The organism is Streptomyces fildesensis (genome assembly GCF_016107395.1).
Classification (GTDB): Bacteria; Actinomycetota; Actinomycetes; order Streptomycetales; family Streptomycetaceae; genus Actinacidiphila; species Actinacidiphila fildesensis.
Genome location: NZ_JAAIKO010000012.1, coordinates 32,855 through 57,490, shown reverse-complemented (window position 1 = coordinate 57,490; position 24,636 = coordinate 32,855). Strand labels below are relative to the sequence as shown.

General features: G+C 71.1%; 20 protein-coding genes and 2 pseudogenes. 13 read left to right on the top strand and 9 right to left on the bottom strand.

All coding sequences use genetic code 11. From position 1 onward, the window contains the following. Positions 1 to 18 precede the first annotated feature (18 nt). Both C6N31_RS18865 and C6N31_RS18860 read right to left on the bottom strand, forming a co-directional pair. Complete coding sequence (locus tag C6N31_RS18865; protein ID WP_138351430.1) at positions 19 to 1,053, bottom strand: ArsR/SmtB family transcription factor; 1,035 nt, start codon at positions 1,051 to 1,053, stop codon at positions 19 to 21. 254 nt (positions 1,054 to 1,307) lie between these two features. Further along, entirely contained in the window at positions 1,308 to 1,700 is a 393-nt protein-coding gene (locus tag C6N31_RS18860; RefSeq protein WP_138351429.1) for a barstar family protein, read from the bottom strand. 284 nt (positions 1,701 to 1,984) lie between these two features. On the opposite strand from C6N31_RS18860, the gene C6N31_RS18855 reads away from it, so the two are divergent. The 4 genes from C6N31_RS18855 to C6N31_RS18840 all read left to right on the top strand — a co-directional run bounded on the left by C6N31_RS18855 (position 1,985) and on the right by C6N31_RS18840 (position 5,994). After that, positions 1,985 to 3,922 (top strand): phosphocholine-specific phospholipase C, encoded by a 1,938-nt coding sequence (locus tag C6N31_RS18855; protein ID WP_138351428.1) that lies wholly within the window; start codon positions 1,985 to 1,987, stop codon positions 3,920 to 3,922. 246 nt (positions 3,923 to 4,168) lie between these two features. Beyond that, positions 4,169 to 4,915 carry a class I SAM-dependent methyltransferase gene (locus tag C6N31_RS18850; protein WP_138351427.1) on the top strand — a complete coding sequence of 249 codons (747 nt, stop codon included), beginning with the start codon at positions 4,169 to 4,171 and terminating at the stop codon, positions 4,913 to 4,915. Between the two features lie 81 nt (positions 4,916 to 4,996). Continuing rightward, the gene (locus C6N31_RS18845; RefSeq protein WP_138351426.1) at positions 4,997 to 5,449 is read left to right on the top strand and encodes an HIT family protein; all 453 of its coding nucleotides are present in this window, start codon (positions 4,997 to 4,999) and stop codon (positions 5,447 to 5,449) included. 53 nt (positions 5,450 to 5,502) lie between these two features. Beyond that, positions 5,503 to 5,994, top strand: a complete 492-nt coding sequence (locus C6N31_RS18840) for an SRPBCC family protein (protein WP_138351425.1) — start codon at positions 5,503 to 5,505, stop codon at positions 5,992 to 5,994. A 51-nt stretch (positions 5,995 to 6,045) separates the two neighbouring features. Here the strand turns inward: C6N31_RS18840 and C6N31_RS18835 are convergent, their stop codons facing one another. Then, on the bottom strand, positions 6,046 to 6,696 hold the full coding sequence (locus C6N31_RS18835; protein ID WP_187144727.1) for a LysE family translocator: 651 nt from the start codon (positions 6,694 to 6,696) through the stop codon (positions 6,046 to 6,048). A gap of 111 nt (positions 6,697 to 6,807) precedes the next feature. After that, entirely contained in the window at positions 6,808 to 7,527 is a 720-nt protein-coding gene (locus C6N31_RS18830) for a phosphatase PAP2 family protein (RefSeq protein ID WP_198357881.1), read from the bottom strand. 851 nt (positions 7,528 to 8,378) lie between these two features. Between C6N31_RS18830 and C6N31_RS18825 the strand changes: the two genes are divergently transcribed. The 3 genes from C6N31_RS18825 (at position 8,379) to C6N31_RS18815 (ending at position 12,262) form a co-directional block, all read left to right on the top strand. Further along, on the top strand, positions 8,379 to 9,539 hold the full coding sequence (locus C6N31_RS18825) for an MFS transporter (protein WP_244808971.1): 1,161 nt from the start codon (positions 8,379 to 8,381) through the stop codon (positions 9,537 to 9,539). A 180-nt stretch (positions 9,540 to 9,719) separates the two neighbouring features. Further along, positions 9,720 to 10,625, top strand: coding sequence for a 5'/3'-nucleotidase SurE (gene surE / locus C6N31_RS18820; RefSeq protein WP_187144728.1), 906 nt, complete (start codon positions 9,720 to 9,722; stop codon positions 10,623 to 10,625). Positions 10,626 to 10,675: 50 nt separating this feature from the next. After that, positions 10,676 to 12,262 carry a carboxylesterase/lipase family protein gene (locus C6N31_RS18815; protein WP_198357880.1) on the top strand — a complete coding sequence of 529 codons (1,587 nt, stop codon included), beginning with the start codon at positions 10,676 to 10,678 and terminating at the stop codon, positions 12,260 to 12,262. 91 nt (positions 12,263 to 12,353) lie between these two features. On the opposite strand, the gene C6N31_RS18810 is transcribed toward C6N31_RS18815, so the two are convergent. Together C6N31_RS18810 and C6N31_RS18805 are read right to left on the bottom strand one after the other, a co-directional pair. Beyond that, entirely contained in the window at positions 12,354 to 12,863 is a 510-nt protein-coding gene (locus tag C6N31_RS18810) for a hypothetical protein (RefSeq protein WP_138351420.1), read from the bottom strand. Positions 12,864 to 12,897: 34 nt separating this feature from the next. Beyond that, positions 12,898 to 13,257 carry a hypothetical protein gene (locus C6N31_RS18805; RefSeq protein WP_138351419.1) on the bottom strand — a complete coding sequence of 120 codons (360 nt, stop codon included), beginning with the start codon at positions 13,255 to 13,257 and terminating at the stop codon, positions 12,898 to 12,900. A gap of 725 nt (positions 13,258 to 13,982) precedes the next feature. Here C6N31_RS18805 and C6N31_RS18800 point away from each other — a divergent pair. From C6N31_RS18800 to C6N31_RS18780, 5 genes and pseudogenes are all read left to right on the top strand, one after another. Beyond that, complete coding sequence (locus tag C6N31_RS18800; RefSeq protein WP_198357879.1) at positions 13,983 to 15,290, top strand: hypothetical protein; 1,308 nt, start codon at positions 13,983 to 13,985, stop codon at positions 15,288 to 15,290. Between the two features lie 164 nt (positions 15,291 to 15,454). Continuing rightward, a complete protein-coding gene (locus C6N31_RS18795; RefSeq protein WP_138351416.1) occupies positions 15,455 to 15,994 on the top strand; it encodes a hypothetical protein in 540 nt (179 codons plus the stop codon). A gap of 185 nt (positions 15,995 to 16,179) precedes the next feature. Further along, positions 16,180 to 17,856: a glycosyltransferase family 2 protein gene (locus C6N31_RS18790; protein WP_187145249.1), complete on the top strand. Its 1,677-nt coding sequence runs from the start codon at positions 16,180 to 16,182 to the stop codon at positions 17,854 to 17,856. Between the two features lie 15 nt (positions 17,857 to 17,871). Beyond that, a complete protein-coding gene (locus C6N31_RS18785) occupies positions 17,872 to 20,889 on the top strand; it encodes an acyltransferase family protein (protein WP_198357878.1) in 3,018 nt (1,005 codons plus the stop codon). Positions 20,890 to 20,931: 42 nt separating this feature from the next. Beyond that, positions 20,932 to 21,309: pseudogene (locus tag C6N31_RS18780) on the top strand (response regulator transcription factor); the annotation flags it as partial. Between the two features lie 64 nt (positions 21,310 to 21,373). On the opposite strand, the gene C6N31_RS18775 reads toward C6N31_RS18780, so the two are convergent. The 3 genes and pseudogenes from C6N31_RS18775 to C6N31_RS46100 all read right to left on the bottom strand — a co-directional run. After that, the gene (locus C6N31_RS18775) at positions 21,374 to 22,141 is read right to left on the bottom strand and encodes an SDR family NAD(P)-dependent oxidoreductase (protein WP_198357877.1); all 768 of its coding nucleotides are present in this window, start codon (positions 22,139 to 22,141) and stop codon (positions 21,374 to 21,376) included. 118 nt (positions 22,142 to 22,259) lie between these two features. After that, positions 22,260 to 23,249: an RNA polymerase subunit sigma-70 gene (locus tag C6N31_RS18770; protein WP_368860182.1), complete on the bottom strand. Its 990-nt coding sequence runs from the start codon at positions 23,247 to 23,249 to the stop codon at positions 22,260 to 22,262. 79 nt (positions 23,250 to 23,328) lie between these two features. Continuing rightward, a pseudogene (locus tag C6N31_RS46100) lies at positions 23,329 to 23,568 on the bottom strand (hypothetical protein); the annotation flags it as partial. A gap of 190 nt (positions 23,569 to 23,758) precedes the next feature. Between C6N31_RS46100 and C6N31_RS18765 the strand changes: the two are divergent. Next, positions 23,759 to 24,538: an SDR family NAD(P)-dependent oxidoreductase gene (locus C6N31_RS18765; protein ID WP_198357875.1), complete on the top strand. Its 780-nt coding sequence runs from the start codon at positions 23,759 to 23,761 to the stop codon at positions 24,536 to 24,538. Positions 24,539 to 24,636: the final 98 nt, after the last annotated feature.

The window sequence follows — 24,636 nt, the reverse complement described above, 5'->3', positions numbered from 1 at the left end:
CGCCCACTTCGGTCCACGTCAGAACGCGTGCGGTTCCCGGAGTGAACCGCCGTGGCCCGCCAGGGAGATGGCGCGGCCGTCGAGAAGCTGGAGCCCCAGCGGCGTCACCGAGTGCAGTTGGTGCTTTCCTTCGCGTCTGCTGACGATCAGCCCCGCGTCACGCAGCACGGCGAGTTGCTGGCTGGCGGTGGGCACCGACACCCTGATCGCCGCCGAGAGATGCGTGGTGGACCGGCAGTTGCCGACGGCGACCGATGCCAGGAGCGCGGCCCGGGTCCGTCCCAGCAGGCCCGCCAGGTTCTCCGCGGACACGTCCTGCGCCGGGCCGGCGGACCGGTCCACCGGATAGACGAGAGTCGGCGGCAACCCCGGGTCCGCCAGAGTGACGGGTTCGCGCCGGCAGAAGAAGGACGGCACGAGCCGCAGGCCACGGCCCTGCAGATGGAGGTCCTTGTCGACGGGGTAGCGGACCCGCAGGACCGGCGACTCCCATTGCGCCATCGGACGCAGACTGTCGAGCAGTCCTTCCGTACCGCCCGTCATCAACGCCCTGGCCCGCAGCGCGATGTCCGCGCTCACCGTCGAGGAGAGCCGCTCCCAGACGGGGGCGATGAGCGTCTTCTCATAGGTGACCAGAGCCCATTTCAGAGCGGCCAGCGCGCCGGCACCGGCATGCGCGAGATCCGCCAGGAAGGGAGATGTCGCCGGTGTGGCCGCACCGAGCATCTGCAGTTCCGCGGTGATGCGGCGTTGCGGTGTCGAGAGCACCCGGTCGACCGAGGTGGCCAGATCGGGCGACGAGATCGCGGGAGTCAGGAAGTCGGGGAAGTACGGGCCCAGCGGGACCAGCGTCCGCAGCATGGAGGCGGCCCGGTGCGCCGCCCCGTGCCGCTGCATCTCACCGGCCGACGAGCGGCGCCAGGCGCCGAACGTTCCGGCACCGCCGCGGTCCTGCAGGCGGCAGATACTGCAGACGATCTCCCAGAGCGGATCAGGATGCTGGACCAGCGTTATCCGCTGGAGGTCCTCCGTCGTGAAATGAATGCGCAGCATAGGGTCCCCCCGGAATCCCGTACGGGGCCGCCGCCCCAGGGGCGCAGCAAGCCCGTTGCCGACGTTGCTCACGGCCCCACCGGCGTCCGCTGTCAGCGCCCGCCTTGGCGCCCGCCGGACCCGCACTCGGACTGCGGCGACGCGGATCAGGCCGAGGTGAACAGTACGTCCCGCAGGGCCGCGTCAGGCCGCACAGGCGGCGAAACGGCTCAATCCTTCCCCTGGCCGGCATCGATCGGCGGCGATCCGGCCGGTCAGAGCAACCGCAGCACTTCGGGTGTCCTGCCACCCTCCGTCATGATGTCCACCAGCCAGTCGAAGACCGTCCTGCCCTGTTCCGCCTCGGCGCGCTCCAGGTCCCGTTGGACCAGCTCCCGGTTGGTGGGGTGGCAGCGCCCCAGCCGGATGCGGAGCTGCCGCACGGTCTCCGGGTAGCCGAGGGCCTGCCGGGAGAGCTGGTGGTCGCGCCACTCGATGACGAAGTCGTCGTCATCGGGTGTTCCGAACCCACCGCGCAGGCAGTCGTTGAACGCGTCGAGGTTGCGGCCGAAGTACCCGCCGGGGCCGTTCACCGCCTCGCCGATCAGCTGCCAGAAGCGCTCCAGGTCCGTGACCTCGCCGCCGTCGATCACATAGCTCACCGTCATGGGCCGAGCATACGAAACCTCTCGTGCGGCCGGCTCCCGCGGGGGAACTCCGGTCGGATAATCAGCCGCAATGCCGGCGGGATTTTTCGACACCGAATCCAAAACCTTTTCCAGAATTCCTTTCATGGGACCCGCGTGGAATACTCCACGCCAGCCGTGGATCACTGATGGGTCGTCACCCCGACCGGCCCCTGCCGAATTGCGGGCGCGAGCGCCGCCACTCCTGTGCGGCCCTGCGACGCCGCCGCTGCCATCGCCACCGTCGCGCTCCGAAAGGCCGATCGATGACTCCGCTCAGCCGCCGTACCTTCCTGTCGGCCACCGCCGCCGGCGCGGCCACCATGGTCGGTCTCGCCCAGGACGCGGCCGCGGCCCCCACCGGCACCGTGGCCGACGTGAAGCACGTGGTCATCCTGATGCAGGAGAACCGCTCCTTCGACCACTACTTCGGAACCCTGAACGGCGTCCGCGGCTTCGATGACAAGCAGGCCCTGCAGTTCCCCGGCGGCGGCGACGTCTTCCGCCAGCCCGACCCGGCCCGCACCGACGGCGGCGTCATGCTCCCGTACCGGATGGACACGTCGAAGTACAACGCGCAGAACGCCGCCGGCCTCCCGCACGACTTCTCCACCGGGCACCAGGCCGTCAACAACGGCGCGATGAACGCCTGGATCGCCGCCAAGGGCGAGCGCACCATGGGCTACTTCACCCGCGCGGACATCCCGTACCAGTACGCGCTGGCCGACGCGTTCACCCTCTGCGACGCGTACTTCTGTTCGCTGGCCGGCCCCACGATCCCGAACCGGCTCTATCTGTGGAGCGGCACCTCAGGACCGGGCCGGGACGGCACCACCGGTCCCTGGACCGACAACACGGCGAGCGCCGACAATCCCGTCACCGACTGGACGACCTATGCGGAACGGCTGGAGGCCGCCAAGGTCAGCTGGCGCGTCTACCACAATCCGACCGAGGACGATCTGACCGGGGACTACGGCGACAACGCCCTCGCGTACTTCAAGCAGTTCCACACCTACGCCAAGAACGATCCGCGGTACATCAACGCGATGACGAAGTTCGATCTCACCGTCTTCGACCAGCACTGCAAGGACGGCTCGCTGCCCACCGTCTCCTGGCTGGTCGCGCCGTACGTGTACTGCGAACACCCCACCGCGAGTCCGGACTACGGCGCCTGGTGGGTCAACTCCGCCCTGCAGTCGCTGATGTCGAATCCGCAGCTGTGGAAGGAGACCGTGTTCCTGGTGATGTACGACGAGAACGACGGCTACTTCGACCACATGATCCCGCCTACCCCCGAGCCCGGCACCCCTGAGGAGTTCGCCCAGGGCCGGCCGGTCGGGCTGGGCAGCCGGGTGCCGCTGTGGGTGGTCTCCCCCTGGTCGCGTGGCGGGTACGTCAATTCCCAGGTCTCCGACCACACCTCCGTACTGCGCTTCCTGGAGAAGGTGACGGGTGTCCAGGAGCCGAACATCAGCGCCTGGCGCCGGACCGTGTGCGGCGACCTCACCAGTTGCTTCGACTTCACCACACCGGACTACAGCATCCCCGAACTGCCCGACACCGTCGCGCTGATGGCCAAGGCCGACGCCGGAACGCAACTCCCCGCCGTCGCCCTGCCCGCCCCCGGCACCCAGTACGTACCCGCGCAGGAGACCGCGGCGCGGCCGCATCGCCGACTGCCCTACGCCCCGGGCGCCGAAGTCGCGGTCGACCGCGCGACCGGTGTACTGACCTGCACCATGACCAACGCCGGTGCGGCCGGCTTCCACTACACCGTCTACCCGAACATCACGTACACCTTCGCCGGCACCCCGTTCACGGTCGCCCCGGGCGCCTCGAAGACCTACACGTGGGTCACGTCGGAGGCCGACGCACGCTACGACTTCACCGTGCACGGCCCCGACGGCTTCGTCCGCCGCTTCGCCGGAACGGTCGTCCCCGCCGGCCGGAACGACGCCGCGGTGCCGTCGGTGACGGCGTCCCTCGGCACATCCCTCAGCCTGAACCTCGTCAACGACGGACTGACCGGAGTCTCCTTCGCCATCACCCCGAACGACTACGCCGGCACCGCGCAGACCGTTACGGTGGCCCCCAACTCCCGCACCACCCTCACCTGGCCGCTGGACGGCGGCCGCTACGACGTCACTGTCACGGCCGGCACCGGCACCGGGCTCGTCCAGCGGTACGCCGGAACCGTGCACTGACGCGACGCAGCCGCCGGACCCGCGGCTCCGGGCTGATCGGAAAGTCACCTGAGGGTGCCGGGGAATGCCTCCGTCACGGGCTTCGGCGGAGGCGTGGGCGACCGGGTGCGCGGGGTCGGGGGTGAGGGGCGCCAGGCCCCCGGCGCGGGCCCGCAGAGCATCCCCTGGCGCCTCCGCAAAACCCCATCTGACCTGGCCTTTCACCGTCTTCTGGCATAGGATTGCCCTTCGCGAAAGGGGGTCCGGATGGACCGGAACATACGCACGGTCGACGACGTTCTGCAGCTCCTGGACGGCCTGTTCGCGCCCGGGGCCGATCGCTGGACGGCCGGCGCGGCCGACTGGTGGGACGGCTTCTACGCGGACCGCTCCAGGCCGGTGCCGTTCTTCGTCGCGAGGCCGGACGAGAGCCTGGCCTCCTACCTCGACCGGGGCCTGATCGCTCCGGGCCGCGCCCTCGATCTGGGCTGCGGCCCTGGCCGTAACGCCCTCCACCTCGCCTCGCTGGGCTTCGAGGTGGACGCCGTCGACCTCTCCCCCGCCGCCATCACGTGGGCCGAGGACCGCGCCCGCGAGGCAGGGGCCGACATCCGGTTCCACTGCGCCGACGCCTTCGCCCTCACGGATGCCGAACTGAACGGCCCGTACGACCTCATCCACGACTCGGGCTGTTTCCACCACCTGCCGCCCCACCGCCGCATCAGCTACCTCGCCCTCCTCGACCGTGCCCTCGCCCCCGGCGGACATCTCGCCCTGACGTGCTTCGCGGCCGGCGAGGCCGGCATGGGCTCCGAACTCCCCGACACGGACTTCTACCGCGAATCCGGCCTCCAGGGCGGACTCGCCTACACCCCGGAGTCCCTGCGCTGGATCTTCTCCGACCTGACGGAGATCGAACTGCGCCGCATGCACGACGAACCGCCGGAGTCCGCGTACTTCGGCGAGCCCTTCCTGTGGACGGCCCTGTTCCGCCGCGACACCGGGGCCCGGTAGTCCGGCCGGCAGCCCGGACCGGATTGCCCTGTCCGAACATCGCCCTCGGCCTGAGGGCGGGCGGGCCCTAGGCTCAGGCGCATGCCGATACCGAACTGCTACGCGTGCGCCAAGGAGTCCGGGTTCGACGACCTGCCGCCGCGCGAGCGCATCGTCGCCGACGAGCACTGGCGCGTGGTCCACGCACTCGACACCGCGCTGCCCGGCTGGCTGGTGCTCCTGCCCCGCCGCCACGTCACCGCGGTGCACGAGCTCACCGACGCGGAGGCCGCCGCCCTCGGAAGCTGGCAGGTCAGGCTCTCCCGGGCCCTGCACCGGGTGACGGGGTGCGCGAAGACCTACGTCGTACAGTTCGCCGAGGCCGAGGGCTTCGCGCACGTCCACTTCCACATCGTGCCGCGGATGCCGGACCTGCCCCGGGAACTGCGTGGCCCCCACGTGTTCGGCCTGCTCCAACGCCCTGAGCGGGAGTGTGTGCCGGCCGACCAGGCCGACGGGATCGCCCACGCCCTCCGTCGTGAACTCACCTCGTGACCAGCCATCATGACCAGCACCCCGGGTCACCCGTCAGCGGAGGAGACAACCCCATGCGCATACCGCGATTCCCTGAGGCCGCAGCGACCGGCACGGTGACCATCCGGGTGCCCCCGACCGAGGCGTACCGCATCATCAGCGATCCACCTGTCATGATCCGCTTCGCCGAGGAGGCGCACCGCGCCCGTTGGCTGAACGGCGCGGGGACCCCGGCCGTCGGCGCACGCTTCCAGGGCTACAACCGGAACGGTCTCCGGCGCTGGGCGACCACGTGCCGCATCACGGACGCCGACCCCGCACGGCGCTTCGCCTACGAGGTGACGGCGCCGCTCAGGATCCCCATCTCCCGCTGGCAGTACGACATCGAACCCAGCGCCGAGGGCTGTACCGTCACCGAGACCAACTGGCTGCGGGTCCCGCTGTGGTTCATCCCCTTCGCCATCGTGATCACCGGCGTGTTCGACCGTATCGGCGCCAACAACTCCAACATCACCACCACGCTGCAGCGCCTCAAGGCACACCTGGAGTCAGCCCCGGTCTCCTGAGGGATCCGGGCCTTCATCCGGGACGGTCGGCCTGGAGCGGTTCGCCGGGGTTCATGAGGTGGCGGTCGTCCGGAGCGTGGCCACCAGCCCCGGGCCGAACTCCGCGAGCAGCAGCCCGGACGCGGCCATCAGCAGGACGCCGGACCCGGCGAGTGTCCAGCGGAAGCCCCGCGTTCCGATCCGGTGCCGGGCGCGGGCGATGACGAGGGCCAGCGACGCCTTGCTACCCACCAGCAGGAGGTAGAACCCGAACAGGAACGACCCGGCCTCCAGGGACCCGTGCCGCCAGGCCGCGACGAGCAACGGCGCGCCCGTGGTGAGCCAGAACATCCACGGGTGCGGGCTGAGGAGGTTGGCCAGCGCCCCCTGCCACAGGGCCCGCTTCGCCTGGTCCCCGGCATCCGACCCGTCACGGCTGGGCAGTTGCGCGGTCCGGGCCTCGCGCAGCGTGGACAGCGCCAGGTACAGGAGGAAGAACCCTCCGACGACGCCGCCCATGGAGATCGCCGCGTCCGGCAACATGGCCAGTACCGTCACGGCCGACACGATCACCGGCAGGTCGGTGAGGAGCGGAACGGCGGCGACCCTCAACCCGATCCCCAGACCGCCCCGCAGCGTCCCGGTCAGCACCAGCGCCAGCAGCGGTCCCGGGCTGATGCCGGCGCTGAAACCCAGAGCGATCCCCAAAGCGAGCTCTCGCACAGCGCTATGTCTCCTCGAGATCGTGCGGCGTCGTCGTGCGGCCGCCCCGTGCCCGGTCGCCCCCGTCGCCAAGGTAGCGGGTCGGCCGTGGCGCGCCGGACGGTCCCGCCGTCACTCCCACAGCCGGTCGGCGGCCGCGCGCACCGCTTCCCCCCTGAGCAGCGGCGCGAAGGCCAGCCAGACCAGCAGGCCGGTGCCGGCGCCGGCCAGCAGCCCCGCGACGGTGTCGCTGAGCCACTGCGCGTGCAGCCAGGTACGGCTCCACATCATCGCGGCGACATAGGAGCCGCCGATCAGCCACCACCAGCGCCGCGCGCGGGGCCGGAACGCTACCACCGCGACCGCGATCACCAGCGTCGTCGCGGTGAAGACCTCCCCGGAGGGGAACGAGCCGCTGTTCACCAGAACCCACGGCCGGGGCGGACGCGGCCGGTCGACCACCTGCTTCAGCGGCAGAATCACCAGGATGTTCGCGAGTACGGCGGATGTGAAGACGAAGATCGCGGACCTCCAACGCCCGTACACACACAGACAGCCGATCAGGCCGAGGGGGAAGACGAGGCCCAACGGCCCGCCCAGCCGGTCGAGATCGCGGGCCAGGTCGGAGGCCGTACCCGTACGCTCCCCGGTCATCCACACCAGCCAGCGGTCGTCGAGACCTTCGAAGAACGGGGGCCGGTCACCGCGGAGCATCAGTCCGATGCCCGCGGCCAGCGACAGCAGGGTGATGCCCGCAACCAGAGCGCCCCGGGGCGGGATGGCGGGGAGATGGTGCCGAAGCGGCGCCACCGGTGGTGGCGGTGGATCGGACAGGTGAGTCGCGTTCTGCATGATCGGCCTTTCACGGTCGGCTCACCGGGCGGACGGGCCCGGGGCACGTGGCGAGGGGACGGACGGCTGTACGCAGTGCTGTGCTCAGGGGTCCGCGCAGGATGTGCGCAGGGGGTATCGCCGCCGCGCGGCCGGCTCGTGGCGGCCCCCGGTGCGGAGCGAAGGGATGCGGAGCGGGCGGGTTCGGGGCGGTGCGGGCCGAGGGTGTCCCCGCGCGTTCGCGTCTGGGGAGCACCCGGCTCCCGGGCGGTCTCGCGCCGCCGGTAGGCATTGCGCATTTTTGACCGTCGCAACGAAGACGATACACATCGAAGCGCTTCCCGCCGACCCCGAGGCGGTACGAGATCCGCCCCCATCCGACCGGGGAGCGTGGAATCCCAGGCCCGCCCGGGCCGAGAGTGCGGATTCTCGGGCCCACCCCAGCACAGCGGCTCACGTCTGCACAGTGCCGCGACCGGATTAGTTACACGTGAATATCTTCCGGCCCAACCGATCATCACGATCCGTATCGCGGTTCGGAAACAGATCTGGTGCGGGAAGCGGAAGGGTGCTACACAGTGCTTACCGCGTTGGATAACACGTGTAACCAATCATGGCGATGACGTGTCCGCACCGCCCGGGTCACCCCGCCACCACCGCTCGAACCCGGGCCCCTTTCCCTCCCCCGCTCCCGATCCACGCCACCGCTCCGTCCCTCAAGGAGTCGACATGTACGCCCTCAGCATCCGCCGCGCCCCGGCCGCGGCCCTCGGACTCCGGAGGACGCATTGACCGCGACCGAAGTGCTCCAGCCGCCCACCCGCCCGGCACCGGAGACGCCACGACACCGTGGACTCCTGACACTGCTGCTGGTGGCCAACGCATCCATGCTGGCTGTGTACATGGGTGTCGGCGCGGTTCTGCTGCCGACCCAGATCGAGTCGATCGATCCCGCCCACAAGGTCGCCATCCTGGGCGTGGTGGGCGGCATCAGCGCGGTCTTCGCCACCGCGTTCAACCCGATCGCCGGCGCGTTGTCGGACCGGACCGGCCGACGCAACCCCTGGATCCTGGGCGGCGCCTTCGCCTCGCTCGCGGGCCTCGCGTTCATCGGCAGTGTGCACACCGCGCTGCTGGTGGGCATCGGATGGTGCTTGGTGCAGGCGACGATGAACGTCTACCAGGCCGCGGTCACCGCCGTGGTGCCCGACCGCATTCCCGCCGCCCGCCGCGGAACGGCGTCCGCACTCGTCGGGCTGGCGCTGCCGATCGGCGGCACGGTCGGCGTGCTGATCGGCTCACAGACCGCACACCATCTGCGCACCGGCTACCTGGTGTTCGGGGTGCTCGTCGCCGGCGCCGCGGTCCTGCTGACGACGCTCTGCCGCGATGTGCCCCGGCGCGAGCCCGCACCGGCCGTACCGCGCCGCGAACAGCTGGCCGCGTTCCTGTCGGCGCTGTCCCATCACGACTTCCGCTGGGCCTTCATCGGCCGGGCCCTGATGGTGCTCGGATACTTCTCGGTCGCCGGATACCAGCTGTACATCCTGGACGATCACATCGCGCTGCCCGCCGGTCTGGAACCGGCCACGGCGATGGCGATCCTCACCCCGGTCTCGATGGTCGCGATGGCCGTCTCGACCGTGGTCGGCGGTCTGCTCTCCGACCGCTGGAACCGGCGCAAGGTGTTCGTCGCCGTCTCGGCCACCCTCGCGGGACTGGTCATGGCCGTCCCCGTGATCAGCCCCACCTGGACCGGGATGATCGTCTTCAGCGCGCTCAACGGTCTGGCCTTCGGCTGCTTCATGGCGGTGGACACCGCTCTCGTCACGCTCGTCCTGCCCAGGGCGGAGGACGCCGCCCGGGACATGGGCGTGCTCAACATCGCCAACGCCGGGCCGCAGATCATCGCCCCGTTCGTCGCGTCCGCGATCGTCACCACCCTCGGCGGCTATACCCCGCTGTTCCTGGTCGGCGGCGCCCTGTCGCTGCTGGGCGCGCTGGCGATCCTCCCGATCCGCAGCGTCCGCTGACCGGCTGACCCGGCTGCCACCGCTCACTCCGGCATCCACGGCATCACCCCTGTTCCCGGTATCCGCGTCGTCCGCCGGATCCGGAGACCTGATCCGACAAGAACTCCGGCGGGTCGCGGACCGTCCACCGGTCCGCCACCCGCCGGTCCCACCGCTGCCCCGACTCAAAGGAGCAACACCGTGAGACGTCAGCACGTGCTGTCCTCGGCCGCCCTGCTGTTGTGCTTGTCCGCCGCCTCTGTGACACTGCCCGCGGCCGCGGCCCAACCCGCCGCGCCCTCCGGCCCGCTGCGCATCCTGCTCACCAACGACGACGGCTACAACGCGCCCGGTATCCGGGCCGAGTACGACCGGCTGACCGCCGCCGGCCATCAGGTCACCATCGTCGCCCCGCTGCAGAACCAGAGCGGCGCCGGAACGAAGATGATGAGCGCGACCAGCGTCGTGGTGCAGCACCCCGAGGCCCAGGTGTGGGCCGTGGACGGCACCCCGGGCGACGCGGTGGCCTTCGGGCTCTCCCAGGTGTTCGCCGACCGGGCCCCCGACCTGGTGATCTCGGGCACCAACTTCGGGACCAACGTGGCGGGCTTCGCCACCCACTCCGGCACCGTCGGAGGCGCCATCGCCGCCCTGGAACGGGGCATCCCCGCCATCGCGGTGAGCACCGGCAGTTTCTCCGTGCCCGCCCCCGGGCCCACCCTCAACGCCATGCGCGTCACCGCCGACTTCACCGTCAAGCTCATCGACCGGCTCCAGGCCCGCGCGAAGTCCGGGCACCTGCTGCCCGACGGTGTCGGTCTGAACGTCAACCACCCCATCGTCGGCACGGACGGCACCGGCACCGCGCGCGGTGTCTCCCTCACCTTCCAGGACGCCCAGACGGTGCTCACCCCGCACTACGCCGACGCGGGCGACGGCACGTGGAAGGTCACGGTCTCCTTCGACCCGCTCACTCCCGCGAAGGGCTCCGACGTGGCGGCGGTCAACGCCGACAAGGTCTCCATCGCCCCCATGAACGCCGACTGGAACAGCGGCCCGGCCGACTTCGCGGCGGCCACCGCCCTGCTCGCCGGGCTGCGCCCGTGACCGACCACGCCGCAAGATCCGGGCCCCGCTCCCGACGGCCCCTCCGTCTCGTGGTTCTGTTCGCGCTGGCCGCCCTGTTCCTCCAAGCGCTGCCCGCCTCCGCCGCGCCGTCCGCCAAGGGGTCCGCGAGCCCGCCGGTGGTGGCGGTCTCCGACGGCATCCTGCGGGGGCAGGTCCATGACGGGGCGCAGGAGTTCCTCGGCATTCCCTATGCGGCGCCGCCCGTCGGCAACCTGCGGTTCCAGGCGCCGGAGCGGCCGGCCCGGTGGAACGGGGTACGGGACGCGACGACGCAGGCACCCGCGTGTCTGCAGTTCTCACCGTTCGGGCTGCGGGACCCGCAGGCCGTCAGCGAGAACTGCCTCTACCTCGACGTGTACCGCCCTCGGGACGCCCGTCCGGGAGCGAACCTGCCGGTGCTCTTCTGGATGCACGGGGGCGGCTACAGCCAGGGCACCGGGACCCAGTTCGGTGGCCGCACCATGGCCGACCTCACCCATACCGTGGTGGTCAGCATCAACTACCGGCTCGGCCAGCTCGGTTACCTGGCACTGCCGGAGCTCGCGCGGCAGAACGCGCTGCGCTCCGGGTCCTGGGGCCTCATGGACCAGCTCGCGGCCCTGCAGTGGACCAAGCAGAACATCGCGGCGTTCGGCGGTGCACCGGGCAACATCACGATCTCCGGGCAGTCCGCGGGCAGCGGTTCGGTCTGCTCGCTGCTCGCCGCACCGCGGGCGGCCGGGCTGTACTCCCGCGCCGTCCTGCAGAGCGGTCCGTGCACGCTGCTGGCCGCACCGGACCGTGCCCAGGCGGAGACCGCGGCCCGGACCTACGCCACCGCGGCCGGCTGCCCCGACCCGAAGGTGAGCGCCGGCTGTCTGCGGGCCGCCCCGGCGGACCGGCTGACGGCGGCCGCCGTCACGCTGCCGACGAGCGGGCCCGCGTTCGGTGATCTCCTGCTGCCCGCGCAGCCCTCCGAGGCGATCGCCGCCGGGGCCTGGAACAAGGTGCCGGTCCTGATCGGCAGCAACCGCTCCGAGAGCAGGCTCTTCGTCGCGCTGACCCAGCCGTATCTGACCGCGCAGCAGTACACGGACCAGATCACGGCGACGTACGGGCCGGCGGCGTCACAGGTGCTGGCACGCTATCCGCTGGCCGGATACGCCAGCCCGTACCTCGCGATGTCCGCGCTGCTCACCGACTCCACCTTCGCCTGCCACACCTACTGGACGGCCGACACCTTCGCCGGACAGGTGCCCACGTACGTCTACGAGTTCGACGACCCGGACTCACCGACGCTGTACGGGGCGCGGGTCCCGGGAGTCGACATGGCCAACGCGCACAGCGCGGAACTCGCCTACCTCTACGACTTCACCATGGGCGACCGCCCGCTGACCGGTGCCCAGGTCGGCCTCGCCGACCGCATGAAGCGCTACTGGGCCGCGTTCGCCCGCTCCGGCAACCCCGGCGTGGCCGGACAGACCCCGTGGCCGGCGGCCGGCCCCCGGCACACGGTCCTCACCCTCAACCCCGTGGCCGACCGTACGTCCACCGCTTTCGCGGCGGATCACCAGTGCGGGTTCTGGGCCGGGGCGACCGCGCAGGGCACGAGCCCGGCCCGGAGGTCGCTCCGCTGACCGGCTGAAGCGCCGACCGGACGCACCGCCGACCCGAACCCCGTGCGGGTCGGGTCGGCGGTGCGATGGTCGGCCACCCCGGCGGATCGCGTCAGGTGACGACGGCGACCACGCGTACCGGAAGGTCCGTGTCGTCCTGGATCGCACCCAGCAGGAAGACGCGCCGGCCGGCGCGCCACGCCCGGTGGGCGATGTAGTCCAGACCGCCGGTCGCGTCCTCGTCCGCGTCCCCGCTCTCGTCGACAGCGGTGAATCCGGTGGCGGCGAGCGGTGCCTCCGCCTCGTTCACCAGACCGGCCAGTGCCGCCTCGTACGCGGCGTCCAGATCGTCCGCGTCGGCGTCCGGGTCCCAGTCGTCGGCATCTCCGTCCTCGTCGCCGTCGACGTCCCGCAGCCACAGGCTGAACTCGACCCGTGCGTCAGGACCGTCCCCCTGGATCCCGGCCACCAACTCGCCGCGCTCCCAGTGCCGGGCGAAGGACTCCCCCGCGAACTGCCGATTCACGGCCCACCCGGCTGCCCCGAGCGCGTCGGCGGCGGTCTCGCCGGAGAGTTCGCCGGCGTCGCGAAGCCGGTCGAGGACTGCGAGAACCTCGTTCATCTGTTCATTCCCATCGCAGGAACATGGAAGATCTTCAGTCTCTGCCATCAGCGAAGTGCTCCGGGAACTTCCCGCTGAGAAGCTCCGGGAAGGGGGCGGCGCCCTGCGGGCTGGAGATGGCGTACCGCAGTCCGTTGCCGCCGAGCGCGTCGTTGAGGTCGAGCAGTTTCTCCGCCTGACTGGTGATCTTGCTCTCGTCGTCGTGCGTGTGCGCGGGGTTGTACTGCGAGGACGCCCACTGGTTCTCGTTGCCGGTCCACTTGCTCTCGACCATGAACCCGTTGGCGTCCGGTCCCCCGTCCACATGGATCTTGCGGTCGCCGAGCTTCCGGACCTGCTCGTAGTCGGTGTGCGTGACGAACCGCTGGTACTGGAACGACACCCGCTTGAGCATCTTGTCCCATGATGGCGCTCGATGGTCAGCGGAAGGAGCCCCGGCAGCCGGACATCGGTCGCGGACATCAGCATCTCGCCGGTCACGAGATCGATAGGGTCGCCGCCCTTGCACTTGCCGGCCATGGTTGGCCTTCTCCAGGGCGTTGTCGACGCTGCCGCGCAGGCCTTTGAGCCCGTCCAGCCCCCGTTCGCCCAGACCGCCCGCGCACCGAGCGCAGTGCCGAGGACACGTCGTCCGCGAAGTCACCGAGCTTGCGGGCCAGTTCCTTCACTTCGTACGGGTCCCCGGGCACCGGATCGCGGTCCAGGTCCAGCACATGCCAATCCGTCGGACGATTCGCCACCGTCCAACCCCCATTTGCGGACGGCTTCAGTCGGGCTGTTTCACCGTCGACCGAAAAGGGGGGTCGAACCGATTCGCCTTCCAGGGAGGGACGTTGGCAGCGGAGATCCGGGACCGGTCGAGCCGCCGGACGAGGGAGGGTCTAATCGGTTTGCCAGTGCCCCGGCGACCCACCATGATCGTGCACATGTACGACAGCAGGGACGACCTCATGAACGACCATCACCGGAAGGGCGGCCACCGCCCGTCCCGATGAGCGCCGCGGCACGGCCCCGTGAGGCGGCCGGCCCGCGCGCCCTGAGTCGTCACGCACCTTTTCCCGCCGTCAGGCAGCACCCCGGCGGGTCGAGGAAGCTCGCCGACCACTCAGGAGGAGAACGATGACCACCGAACTGGCCAAGGCCTGGGAGCTCTTCGACTCCGGCGACCCGCAGGGCGCGATGCGGACCCTCCGGTTCGCGGCGGACGCACTGCCGTCGGCCGAGATCGCACCACTCGTCGAGAAGCTGGCCCAGGGAGCCGGGTTCGCCGACCTCGCCGCGGCCTCGGCCGCTCTGACCGCCGACCCGGCCGGGGCCGGAGCGCTCTACGAGTTCGGCTATGCCTGCATCGGACGCGGTGTCTCCCACCTCGCCGTGCCGGCCCTCCGGGAGGCCCTGCGCCTCGCACTGGCTCCTCGCCGCGGCCTCCTCGGCCGGGCGCGCCGCACCCCCGCGCCACGGCAGGTCCTGCTGGAGCTGGCCGTCGCCCTGGAGGACGAGCAGCGGCACGCCGAGGCGGTCGGCCTCCTCCAGGAGCACGACGGGCTGACGGAGGACTGGCCGGACCGCTATCTGCTGGTGCACAACGCACCGATGGATGGTCAGGTCGACCTCGGCCGCCAGGTGTTCGGCGCGCTCGGGGACCCTGACGAGACCTGGCGGCCGGCCGCCGAACGTATCCGCCACCTCCTCGCCCGCGCCACCGTCGCCACCCCCGTCGACCGCCAGGACCTGCGCGGATGGCACTACACCCTCACCGGCGGCCTGCTCACCACCGTGTCGCCCGCCGGCTTCCACCAGGGGATGACCGGCCGCTGGGCCTATCTGCAGGACGACTTCGGAGCGTGCCGCCACGGGTTGGAGCGACTGCGCGCCGTGCTGGCGGCCATGGACCGGAAGCCCGCGTCCGTCGCACTGCTGCCGGACCGCGGCAGCCGTGCCCTCGGCCTGGCGGCGGCCCGGATCCTCGGCCTGCCCACCGCACCGTACCGGCCGGGTACCGCGGACACCCTGGTCGTGGCGTACGACCTGAACGAGTGCGACCAGGAGCTGGTCGCGCAGTTGCACGACCGCGCGCCGGGTGAGGTCCTGTACGAGCACGCGACCTGCTGGACGGATCCTCCCGCGGTCCCGGCCGATGTCTCCACCCTGCTGGTGCAGACCGTGATCGCCCCCTGGGCGTCCCGGATGCGGTTCACCGAGGACGGGGAGCGCGACGACATCCCGGCCGACGAGCGCTCGGCCGAGGAGCTGGCCGACGCGATCTGCGCCGCGGACCCGGAGCCCGACGCGGGCGACGACGATGCCCCGGCCGACCCCGACGAGCTGCTCGTGGCGTTCGCCGTACGGGTGAACGCCACCTGGCTCACGGGAGCCCGGGACCGTGTCCGCTCCTCCGGACCGGTTCCCAGCTCGCGTTTCGCCTGATCACGACCGGTCCTGGTGCCGGGGATCGGTCCCCGGATCCAGGACCGGTGGGTTGGTCCGGTCCGGGACCGGGTAGCTGAGTCGGGCGTCCGCTTCCCGGAGGGAGGAGGCCCACCGGCCCCGTACACCGGCCGCTCACCGCACCCAGCCGGCAAGGAGCCAGCGTGACCGCGAAGCCCCTCCTCCTCATCGATGTGGACGGCCCCCTCAACCCGTTCGCCGCGCGGCCCCACCAGCGACCGGACGGCTACACCACGCACCGGATGCGACCCGCCGGCTGGGACCTGCCCTGGCAGAAGCCGCTACGGGTGTGGCTCAATGCCGCCCACGGCCCGCTGCTGATGGCGCTGCCGTTCGACCTGGTGTGGGCGACGACGTGGGGCGCGCAGGCCAACCGCTGGATCGGTCCGCGCCTCGGCCTGCCGGAACTCCCCGCCATCGACTGGCCGGAGCTGCACGCCCGACGCGACGACGGCACCTACTTCAAGACCCACGACATCGTCAGGTACGCCGCCGGCCGGCCCTTCGCCTGGATCGACGACGAGATCCGGCCCCCGGACCGCGAGTACGTCACCGCCCACCACTCCGCGCCGTCCCTGCTCCTCCGCATCGAACCGAGCCTCGGACTGCTCGCGGCGGACTTCGACGCACTCGCCGACTGGGCGCGTGAACTATCCGGAGGAGCGCCGGGTAGCCCGGAGTGAACGTGCTGAACGCCCTCTGACCTCGACGTCGGAGGAACGGAGGATGACAGGACTGTCGCGGAATCTTGTCTTCACCATGAATATGTCGGCACCTGTCTCGGTCCGTGGATTGACGCGCCAGTGGTCTATACCTTTGCGGGTAGGGTGATCACTGGATCGTCCATCACGCGCCCGTGGGGGGACACTTGACCGTCGACCATCTGCCTCAACCACCGTCGGATCACGAGCTCTACTGGTACTTCGGACCACAGCGCCGGTGGGTACTGATCTGCACCTCACTCGCCTTCGTGTTCACTGCGGCGACCATGTTCACCTTCGCGCTGCGAACCCCGGCCCTGTGGGCCTTCCTTGCCGTGCTCGTGCTCAACCTGGTGGCGCTGGCGCTCTCGTCGGTCAACAGCCTGCGCCAGCGGCGGTTGACCAGGCACTCGCACGAAGTGCTGACCAAGGCCTGGCAGCCGGCCGAACTGCCGGACGTCGACCTCTATCTGCCGACCTGCGGTGAGCCGCTCGCCGTCCTGGAGAACGCCTACCAGGCTGTCGCGGCCGTCGACTGGGCCGGGGCGCTGACCGTCTGGGTGCTGGACGACGCGGACCGTTCCGAAGTGGCCGCTCTGGCGGCCGCACACGGCTACCGGTACGTCGTCCGGCCGGACCGGGGGCACCTCAAGAAGGCCGGCAACCTCAATCACGCGCTGACGGTGAGCACCGGGCAGTACATCGCCATCCTGGACGCGGACTTCGCTCCCAGGCCGGACTTCCTGCACCATCTGGTGCCGTACTTCGCCGACCCCGGCATCGGCATCGTCCAGAGCCCGCAGTGCTTCGACACCGACGAGTCGATGGACTGGATCCAGCGCGCCGCGGGCTCCGCCCAGGAGTGGTTCTTCCGGTGGATCCAGCCCTCGCGGGACGCCAGTGACGCGGCCATCTGCTGCGGCAGCAACGCCGTCTACCGGCGCACCGCGATCGACGCGGCCGGCGGCTTCGCCAAGCTCGACCACAGCGAGGACCTGTACACCGGACTCGCCCTCTACGAGCAGGGGTTCCGTACCCTCTACGTCCCGGTGCTGGTCGCCAAGGGCACCTCGCCGGACAACCTCTCGTCCTTCGTCAACCAGCAGTACCGCTGGGCGATGGGCAACCTGCACCTGATCAAGAACTCCGACCTCAAGCGCATGGGCGCGCCCTGGCGGATGCGTCTGTGCTTCTACGAGGGCATCGTCGGCTATCTGACCGCCGCGGTGAACACGTTCGCCGCGCCGCTGCCGCCGCTGGTGATGATGTTCTGGTACCCGGACCAGATCCGCCCCTGGCACGTCCTGCCGCTGCTCGCGCCGCTGTGGCTCTGGCATGTGCTGCTGCCCCGGATCAGCCACACCCGGTGGCGGGTCGAGGTCATCCGCGCCAACGTCCTGACGAGCGTCGCCGCCGCGGCCGCGTTCCTGCACACGCTGCGCGGCCACAGCGCCGCCTGGGTCCCGACCGGCGTCGGCCGGGTGAAGCCCAGCGGCATGGCCCGCAAAGTGGTGCTGGTCTCGCTCGCCTGGCTCTGCGGTTCCATCGGCGCGGCCGCGGCCGGACTCGCCCTGTCCGTCGCACGCAACGGCTGGTGGCCCAACTGGGGTCTCGGCCTGTACCTCCTGGTCCAGTGCCAGATCGGCCTCCCGCTGGTCCGTGATCTGATCGCCGAACTGCGGCCGGCGAAGACCGAATCCAAGGCCGTACGAGCCGCTCGGCCGGTCCGCCTCGGCATGCTGCCCCGGCGCTGGCCCGAAGCACTGGCCGCCACCTCACTTCTCCTGCTCACCGCGCTGCTCGCCTCCGGATGGGTCACTCCCATGCTTCCCTGGCTGAGCTGAAAGGCCATCACACCCATGCCTTCCACCACGCTTCCGGACCGACATCCGGAAACCGCCGACCGCGCCGGCCGTCCGACACCCGGGGCGGGCTCCGCTGGAAACCGATTCCGGAAAGCCGGAACGACCGGGTCCAGGCCACCCGCTCCCGGCTTCCGCCCCGACATCGAGGGCCTGCGCGCCGCGGCGGTCCTCGCGGTGCTCGCCTTCCACGCCGAACTGCCCGGGCTGACCGGCGGGTTCGTCGGTGTGGACATCTTCTTCGTCATCTCCGGCTATCTGATCACCGGGCTGCTGATCCGTGAGGCGGCCACGACCGGCCGCATCCGCCTCGGGGAGTTCTTCTCCCGCCGGGCCCGCAGACTGCTGCCCTCGGCGGCGGTGGTCCTCGGCGCGACCGCGCTGGCCGCCGCCTGGCTCACCGTCCCGCTGCGCCGTACCGACCTGGAGTACGACGTACTGGCCGCCGCACTGTCGACCGCCAACTGGCGCTTCGTCTCCCAGCAGACCGACTATCTGGCCGCGGGACGCGATCCGAGCCCGCTGCTCCACTTCTGGTCGCTCGCCGTGGAGGAGCAGTTCTATCTGTTCTGGGGTCCACTGCTCGCCCTGATCGTCTTCGCGGTGCTCAGGACGTCCCGCCGGGGTCGGGCCGTGCGGTCGGCCGTGTTCGCGGTCACCGCACTGCTGACGCTCGGCTCGTTCCTCCTGGCACTGCACTGGACGCACACCTCCGTCTCCCTGGCATACCTCGGAACGCCGTCCCGCGCTTGGCAGTTCGGGGTCGGGGCGCTGCTGGCACTGACCCCGTGGCACCGGTTGCGCGGACTGTCAGCGATACGTCCGGTGTGCGGGTGGGCCGGAGCCGCGGCCATCGTGTGGTGCGTGGTGCGCTACGACGGCGGGACGCCGTACCCCGGATACGCCGCGCTCGTGCCGACGCTCGCCACCGCCGCGGTCATCCTGGCGGGGACCGGCGACGCGGACGCGACGGACGGCGCGACCGCGTACGGCGTGGGCCGGATCCTGCGCGGCCGGATACCGCGGGCGATCGGCCGCCTCTCCTACACCCTCTACCTGTGGCACTGGCCGGTGCTCGTCCTCGCTGAGGCCCGGCTGGGAACGCTCGGCTGGCCCGCCAGGGCTGCGCTGACCATGGCGTCCGCACTGCCCGCCTTCGCGACCATGCGCTGGATCGAACAGCCGCTGCGCCGCAGCAGGACCGTCTCCGAATTCCCGCGGCGCGGACTCGCGCTGGGGGTCGCCGCGGTCGTCCTGCCGGTGGTCCTGGCGCTGGTGGTCGGAACCGGAACGCTGAATCTGCTCGCGTCGGCTCCGGAGTTCGACCTGAAGGGACTGCCGCCGGGCGCGGCCGACGGCAGGTCGCTGCTGCTGCGGACCGGTACCCCGCTCAAGGACGGCCCGCCGGTACCGGGCGCCGTCCAGGCCCGTAAGGACTTCCCGCCGGACGGCGGGTGCGAGGTGGCACCCACCGCGACCACCAGCCCGCCCTGCCTGTTCGGCGCGACCGCGAGCCCGGACCGGATCGTCCTGCTCGGCGACTCGCACGCCGGCCAGTGGTTCTCCCCGTTGCTGGGCATCGCGGCCCAACGCGGGTGGGTGTTGCAGGAACTGGTGAAGCAGGGCTGCCCGCTGCCACAACTGACGCTGAGGAACCCACAGTTGGGCCGGACGTACACCGAGTGCGACACCTGGCGCGCGGACAGCCTGTCCCGGCTGCGCCAGGGTCCGAAGCCCAGACTCGTCGTCGTCGCGTCCCTCAACCGCTACACCGACGACCAGCAGCTCCTCACGGCGGGCTGGGAGAAGACCCTGTCGCCGCTGCGCGCCCTCGGGGTGCCCATCGTCTACATCCAGGACACCCCGATCCCCGGGACGGACATCCCCGCCTGCGTCTCCGGACACACCAAGGACCCGGACGCCTGCGCATTCGACCGTGCCACCGCGCAGTGGCCCGATCCGCTCGCGGCATCGATCGCGGCCGGCCGGCTGCCGGGCGTGCGGGCCGTCGAGATGAACTCCGTGCTGTGCCCCGGAGCGGGTGCCAAATGCCCGGCGGTACTGGAACGGATCCTGCTGTACCGGGACGACGCGCATCTGACCAACGTCGCCGCGACCGTACTGGCGCCCCGGCTGGAGCGGCTGCTGACGGACGCGGGAGCCCTCCCCGACCGCGACGCGGTGCCGTCCGGCCGGTGGACCCAGCTCCTCAGGGACGACTTCGACGGACCGGCCGGCAGCCGCCCGTCGGCCGCGAAGTGGCAGTACGACCTCGGCACCTGCTATCCCGGCTGCCCGGCCGCGCAATGGGGAACCGGGGAGATCGAGACCATGACCGATTCGACGGACAACGTCCGGCTGGACGGGAAGGGCTCGCTGGAGATCGTGCCCCGGCTGCGGAACGGCCGCTGGTCCTCGGGCCGCATCGAGTCCAAGCGCTCCGACTACGCCCCACCGCCCGGCGGCGTCCTGCGGATCGAGGCATCGATCGCGCTGCCCGACGTCACCGGACCGGCAGCGGCCGGCTACTGGCCGGCGTTCTGGACCCTGGGCTCCGGACTGCGCAACGGCTACACCGGCTGGCCCGCGATCGGTGAGCTCGACGTCATGGAGAACGTCAACGGCCGTGACTCCGTCTTCGGGACGATGCACTGCGGCACGCTCGAAGGCGGCCCCTGCAAGGAGCCCCAGGGACTGGGATCGGGGGACCGGTCCTGCCCCGACTGCCGGACGGGATTCCACTCCTACGCGGTCGAGGTCGACCTCGCCGCCGGTGCGGAACAGGTGCGCTGGTACCTGGACGGACGCGAGTACCACAAGGTCACGGCCGCCCAGATGGATCCCAGGACCTGGGACGACGCCGTGCACCACGGGTTGTTCCTGATCCTGAACGTGGCCGTCGGCGGCAATCTCCCCGCCGCGTTGGGCGCCCCCGCAGGGCCCACCACCGAACCGGGCCATCCGATGCGCGTGCAGTACGTCGCCGTCTCGGCCCGGGGAGCCGCCCGCTCCTGACCGTTGTGTTGTCCGCCGGCCCGCACGGTCACCACCGTGCGGGCCGGCGGATTTCTCCTCAAGGACGCCTCCGGGATGCAACTCGCCGAAGCCGTCCGCATCGTGTCCGCCGGGGAGGCCTTGCTTTCCCCCGGCATCACCATGCGCCTCATCGCCGAGTTCTCCCGCCAGGGCGGCACCTCGCGGCCGCCCGCGCAGGTGCGGATCGCCGAACTCACCGCGCGTGAGACCGAAGTGCTGGCGCTGGTGGCCCAGGGGCTGTCCAACGCGGAGGTGGCGGAGGCGCTGGTCCTCGCCGAGCAGACCATCAAGACCCATATGGGCCGCATCCTGCAGAAGCTGCGGCTCCGCGACCGCACGCAAGCGGCCGTCTTCGCCTACGAGACAGGTCTGGTGACCCCGGGCCGCACCCACCTCTGACCCCCGCCGTCGCGAACGGCGAAGGGTCAGCTGCGGGAGGTCCGTCGGAGGCCGTCGGAGCAGGTCAGCTGGGGAACATTCCGGCGGTGGCGTTGACCCAGGTGCCGGTGATGGAGATCCCGGCGTCGGAGGCGAGGAACGTCGCCAGCGCGGCGATGTCCGCGATCCGCGGCGAGCGCTTCGTCATCCGCATGCTGTCCAGATGTCCGACCAGCCCCTGCACGGCGGCCTCGTCCATACCGGTCGCGCCCGCTGCGGCGAGCTTCTCCGGCGTCAGGCTGTCAGCGACACCGGCGGTCCAGATCCCGCAGACACGGACTCCGGACGGACCGATCTCCTGGGCGAACTGGCGGATCAGCGCGTCCAGCGCGCCGTCGGCAGCGGCGGTGCCGCCCATCATCGGGCTGCCGTTGGCCGACCCGCTGTTCAGCGACAGGATCACGCCCGAGCCCTGCGGCACCATACGGCGGGCGGCCGCCCGCGCCGTGATGAACTGGCAGGCGATGCCCTGCACGACCGGCCGGGTGTAGTCCTCGAGCGTCATGTCCATGAGCGGCACGCCCTGGAAGTCTCCCCTGGGCACGAGGTTGACGGAGATGTCCAGCCGGCCGGCCCGCTCGACGACCGAGGCCGCGTGAGCCTCGACGGCCAGTTCGTCACGGGCGTCGAGCACGTCGTACTCGGCGCCGACCTCGGCGGCGGCCTTCTTCAGCGTCGCCTCGGTACGGCCGACGATGAACACCCGCGCGCCGGCCTCCGCGTATGCCTTGGCAACTCCCGAGCCCAGCGAGCCGGCTCCCCCGTAGACGACCGCGACCTTGTTCTTCAGCATGGTTCTCATTCCCTCGATCAGGGGCGCTCCGTGCGCCCGTCACCCCGTACGACGTACCCGACGCGGAAACTCATCGGTCGCTGCCTCATCGGTCGCCGTCTCATCCCCCGCCGTCTTGTCAGAGGGTCATCGGCAGCCCGAACGCGGTGAACAGGTGCGGCTCGAACGTGGTGATCTCGGCGATCCGCCCCTCCTCCACCCGCAGGACGTCGATCAGCTGGGCCCGGAAGACGCTGGTGCCGGGCCGCTGCAGATAGCCGGCGACCGCGAGCTGGCCGTTGGCGTGCACGGGCAGGTGCCTCCAGTACCCGGCGAACATCGGCGACGCCGGATCCAGGTTCGGCCGGACGAACGCGAAGAGCGCCTCGCGGGTGGTGAACCAGAAGGGGTTCGGGGGCATGGTGAGCACCGCGTCCGCGCGCACCAGCTCGGTCATCGCATCGATGTCGCAGCGGGCGGCGGCCTCCATGTAGCCCTGCAGCAGCGCCATGTCCTCGGCGCTCGGCTCCGCCGCCGTCCAGTCCTCGCGCCGCCCCGGCAGCGCCTCGCGCAGCGCGGACCTGCCCCGCTGGACGGCGCTGTTCGCCGAGGCCAGGCTGCCGCCCAGCAGGTCGGCGGTCTCCTGGGCGGACCAGCCGGCGATGTCACGCAGGATCACGGCCGCCCGCTGCCGTGGCGGAAGCTGCTGGATCGCGGTCAGGAAGACCAGCTCCAGGGTCTCGCTCGCCACCGCCTGCTCGTCCGGCTCGTGCTGGGGTGCGGGTGTCTCGGGCAACTGATCGTCGGGGAAGGGCTGGAGCCACGGCAGTCGCGGCGGCGGAGGCCCGTCACCGGAGTCCATGCCCGGCACGGGCTCGTACGTGGTCGGGCGCCGGTTGTGCTTGCGCAGGAAGTCCAGACAGGCGTTGGTGGCGATCCGGTAGAGCCAGGCCCGTGGATTGCCCACGTCGGCGAGCGTCTCGCGGGCCCGCCAGGCCCGCAGGAACGCCTCCTGGGTGAGGTCCTCCGCCTCGTCGTACGAACCGAGCAGGCGGTAGCAGTGCACCCGCAGCTCCCGCCGGTGCTCCTCGGTGAGCGCGGCGAAGCCCTCCTCGTCGAGAATCGTCACGCGGCCGGGTGTGACGTTTTCCGCGGCTGTGGCGGAAGTCGCCGGTGTTGTCGGTGCCGGTGTTGTCGGTGCCGGTGTTGCCGGTGCCGGTGTTGCCGGTGCCGGTGTTGCCGGTGCCGGTGTCGAGAACTCCTCGCGCGCCTGGCGGGCCAGCCGCCGGAGCTGTGCGAAGCGGGCCGAGAGCGACTCGACGTCGGCGTGGAACGCGAGTGCGGGAGCCAGCCGCAGCCGCCGCACCCGGTCCCCGATATCCGTGACCAGCTCCCCGGCCGGGACCCCGGCCGGCTGCCGCCGCTCCCGGTAGGCGCGCTGCCGGCACGCCTGGGAGCAGTACACCGCGGCCCTTCCGGACCGCCTACCGGCCTCGATCGGCGCTCCGCAGATCTGACACTTCCCCGTCATGCCTCACACCCTAGAGGCCTACCCCCACACCCTCACCGGACTTCACCGCGCCCGATCGAAACCGCCCCGGGCGTCATCCGGGCGGGTGCGCCCTCTAGGGTGCTGGGATGATCTCGCAGGGATATCTCTCCGACCTCTTCTCGCTGGACGGCCGCGTCGCCGTGGTGACCGGCGGGAGTTCCGGCATCGGCCGGGCCGTCACCGGGGCACTGGCCCGCGCGGGGGCGAGCGTCGTGATCGTGTCGCGCCGGGAGAAGGAGCTGGCGGACACGGTCGGTGAGCTGGCTGCCGACGACTGCCGGGCGGCCTGGGTGAGCGCGGACCTGAGTACCGGCGACGGAGTCCGCACGGCGGCCGACGAGGCAGCCGCGGTCTTCGGGGAGCCCGACATTCTCGTCAACTGCGCCGGGATCAACCTGCGGCCGCCGATGAGCGAGCTGGACGACGCGGTGTGGGACACCACGATGGCGGTGAACCTCAAGGCTCCCTTCCTACTGGGACAGCGGTTCGGTCCCGGGATGGCCGAGCGGGGCTTCGGGCGGATCATCCACATCACCTCGCAGCAGGCCCACCGGGCGTTCGTCCAGAGCGGCGCCTACGGCGTCTCCAAGGGGGCGCTGGAGTCGCTGGCCCGGTCGCAGGCCGAGGCGTGGTCGCCGTTCGGCGTCACGTGCAACACGCTCGTGCCGGGGTTCGTGATGACGCCGCTCAACGAACGGCTGTCGTCGGACCCCGAGAAGGTCGCGGCGCTGGCTGCCCGCACGATGGTGGGGCGCAACGGCCTGGCCGAGGACTTCGCGGGCGCCGCGGTGTTCCTGGCGAGCCGCGCCTCCGCCTACGTCACCGGGCAGTCGATCTTCGTCGACGGCGGTCTCTCCGTGCACTGAGACCGGAGCCGGAACAGGAAACAGAAAGCGGCGCCGGAGCCGGGTCGGGACGCGGTGGTGAACGGGCCGGAACCGCTCCCCGACCCGTTCACCACCCG

Excerpts from the sequence above, each read along its gene's own strand:
- C6N31_RS18775 (WP_198357877.1), bottom strand. The coding sequence starts at position 22,141 with ATGCTGAAGAACAAGGTCGCGGTCGTCTACGGGGGAGCCGGCTCGCTG.
- C6N31_RS18860 (WP_138351429.1), bottom strand. The coding sequence starts at position 1,700 with ATGACGGTGAGCTATGTGATCGACGGCGGCGAGGTCACGGACCTGGAG.
- C6N31_RS18800 (WP_198357879.1), top strand. The coding sequence starts at position 13,983 with ATGACCACCGAACTGGCCAAGGCCTGGGAGCTCTTCGACTCCGGCGAC.
- C6N31_RS18855 (WP_138351428.1), top strand. The coding sequence starts at position 1,985 with ATGACTCCGCTCAGCCGCCGTACCTTCCTGTCGGCCACCGCCGCCGGC.
- C6N31_RS18810 (WP_138351420.1), bottom strand. The coding sequence starts at position 12,863 with ATGAACGAGGTTCTCGCAGTCCTCGACCGGCTTCGCGACGCCGGCGAA.
- C6N31_RS18850 (WP_138351427.1), top strand. The coding sequence starts at position 4,169 with ATGGACCGGAACATACGCACGGTCGACGACGTTCTGCAGCTCCTGGAC.
- C6N31_RS18765 (WP_198357875.1), top strand. The coding sequence starts at position 23,759 with ATGATCTCGCAGGGATATCTCTCCGACCTCTTCTCGCTGGACGGCCGC.
- C6N31_RS18830 (WP_198357881.1), bottom strand. The coding sequence starts at position 7,527 with ATGCAGAACGCGACTCACCTGTCCGATCCACCGCCACCACCGGTGGCG.
- C6N31_RS18840 (WP_138351425.1), top strand. The coding sequence starts at position 5,503 with ATGCGCATACCGCGATTCCCTGAGGCCGCAGCGACCGGCACGGTGACC.
- C6N31_RS18805 (WP_138351419.1), bottom strand. The coding sequence starts at position 13,257 with ATGCTCAAGCGGGTGTCGTTCCAGTACCAGCGGTTCGTCACGCACACC.
- C6N31_RS18865 (WP_138351430.1), bottom strand. The coding sequence starts at position 1,053 with ATGCTGCGCATTCATTTCACGACGGAGGACCTCCAGCGGATAACGCTG.
- C6N31_RS18845 (WP_138351426.1), top strand. The coding sequence starts at position 4,997 with ATGCCGATACCGAACTGCTACGCGTGCGCCAAGGAGTCCGGGTTCGAC.
- C6N31_RS18785 (WP_198357878.1), top strand. The coding sequence starts at position 17,872 with ATGCCTTCCACCACGCTTCCGGACCGACATCCGGAAACCGCCGACCGC.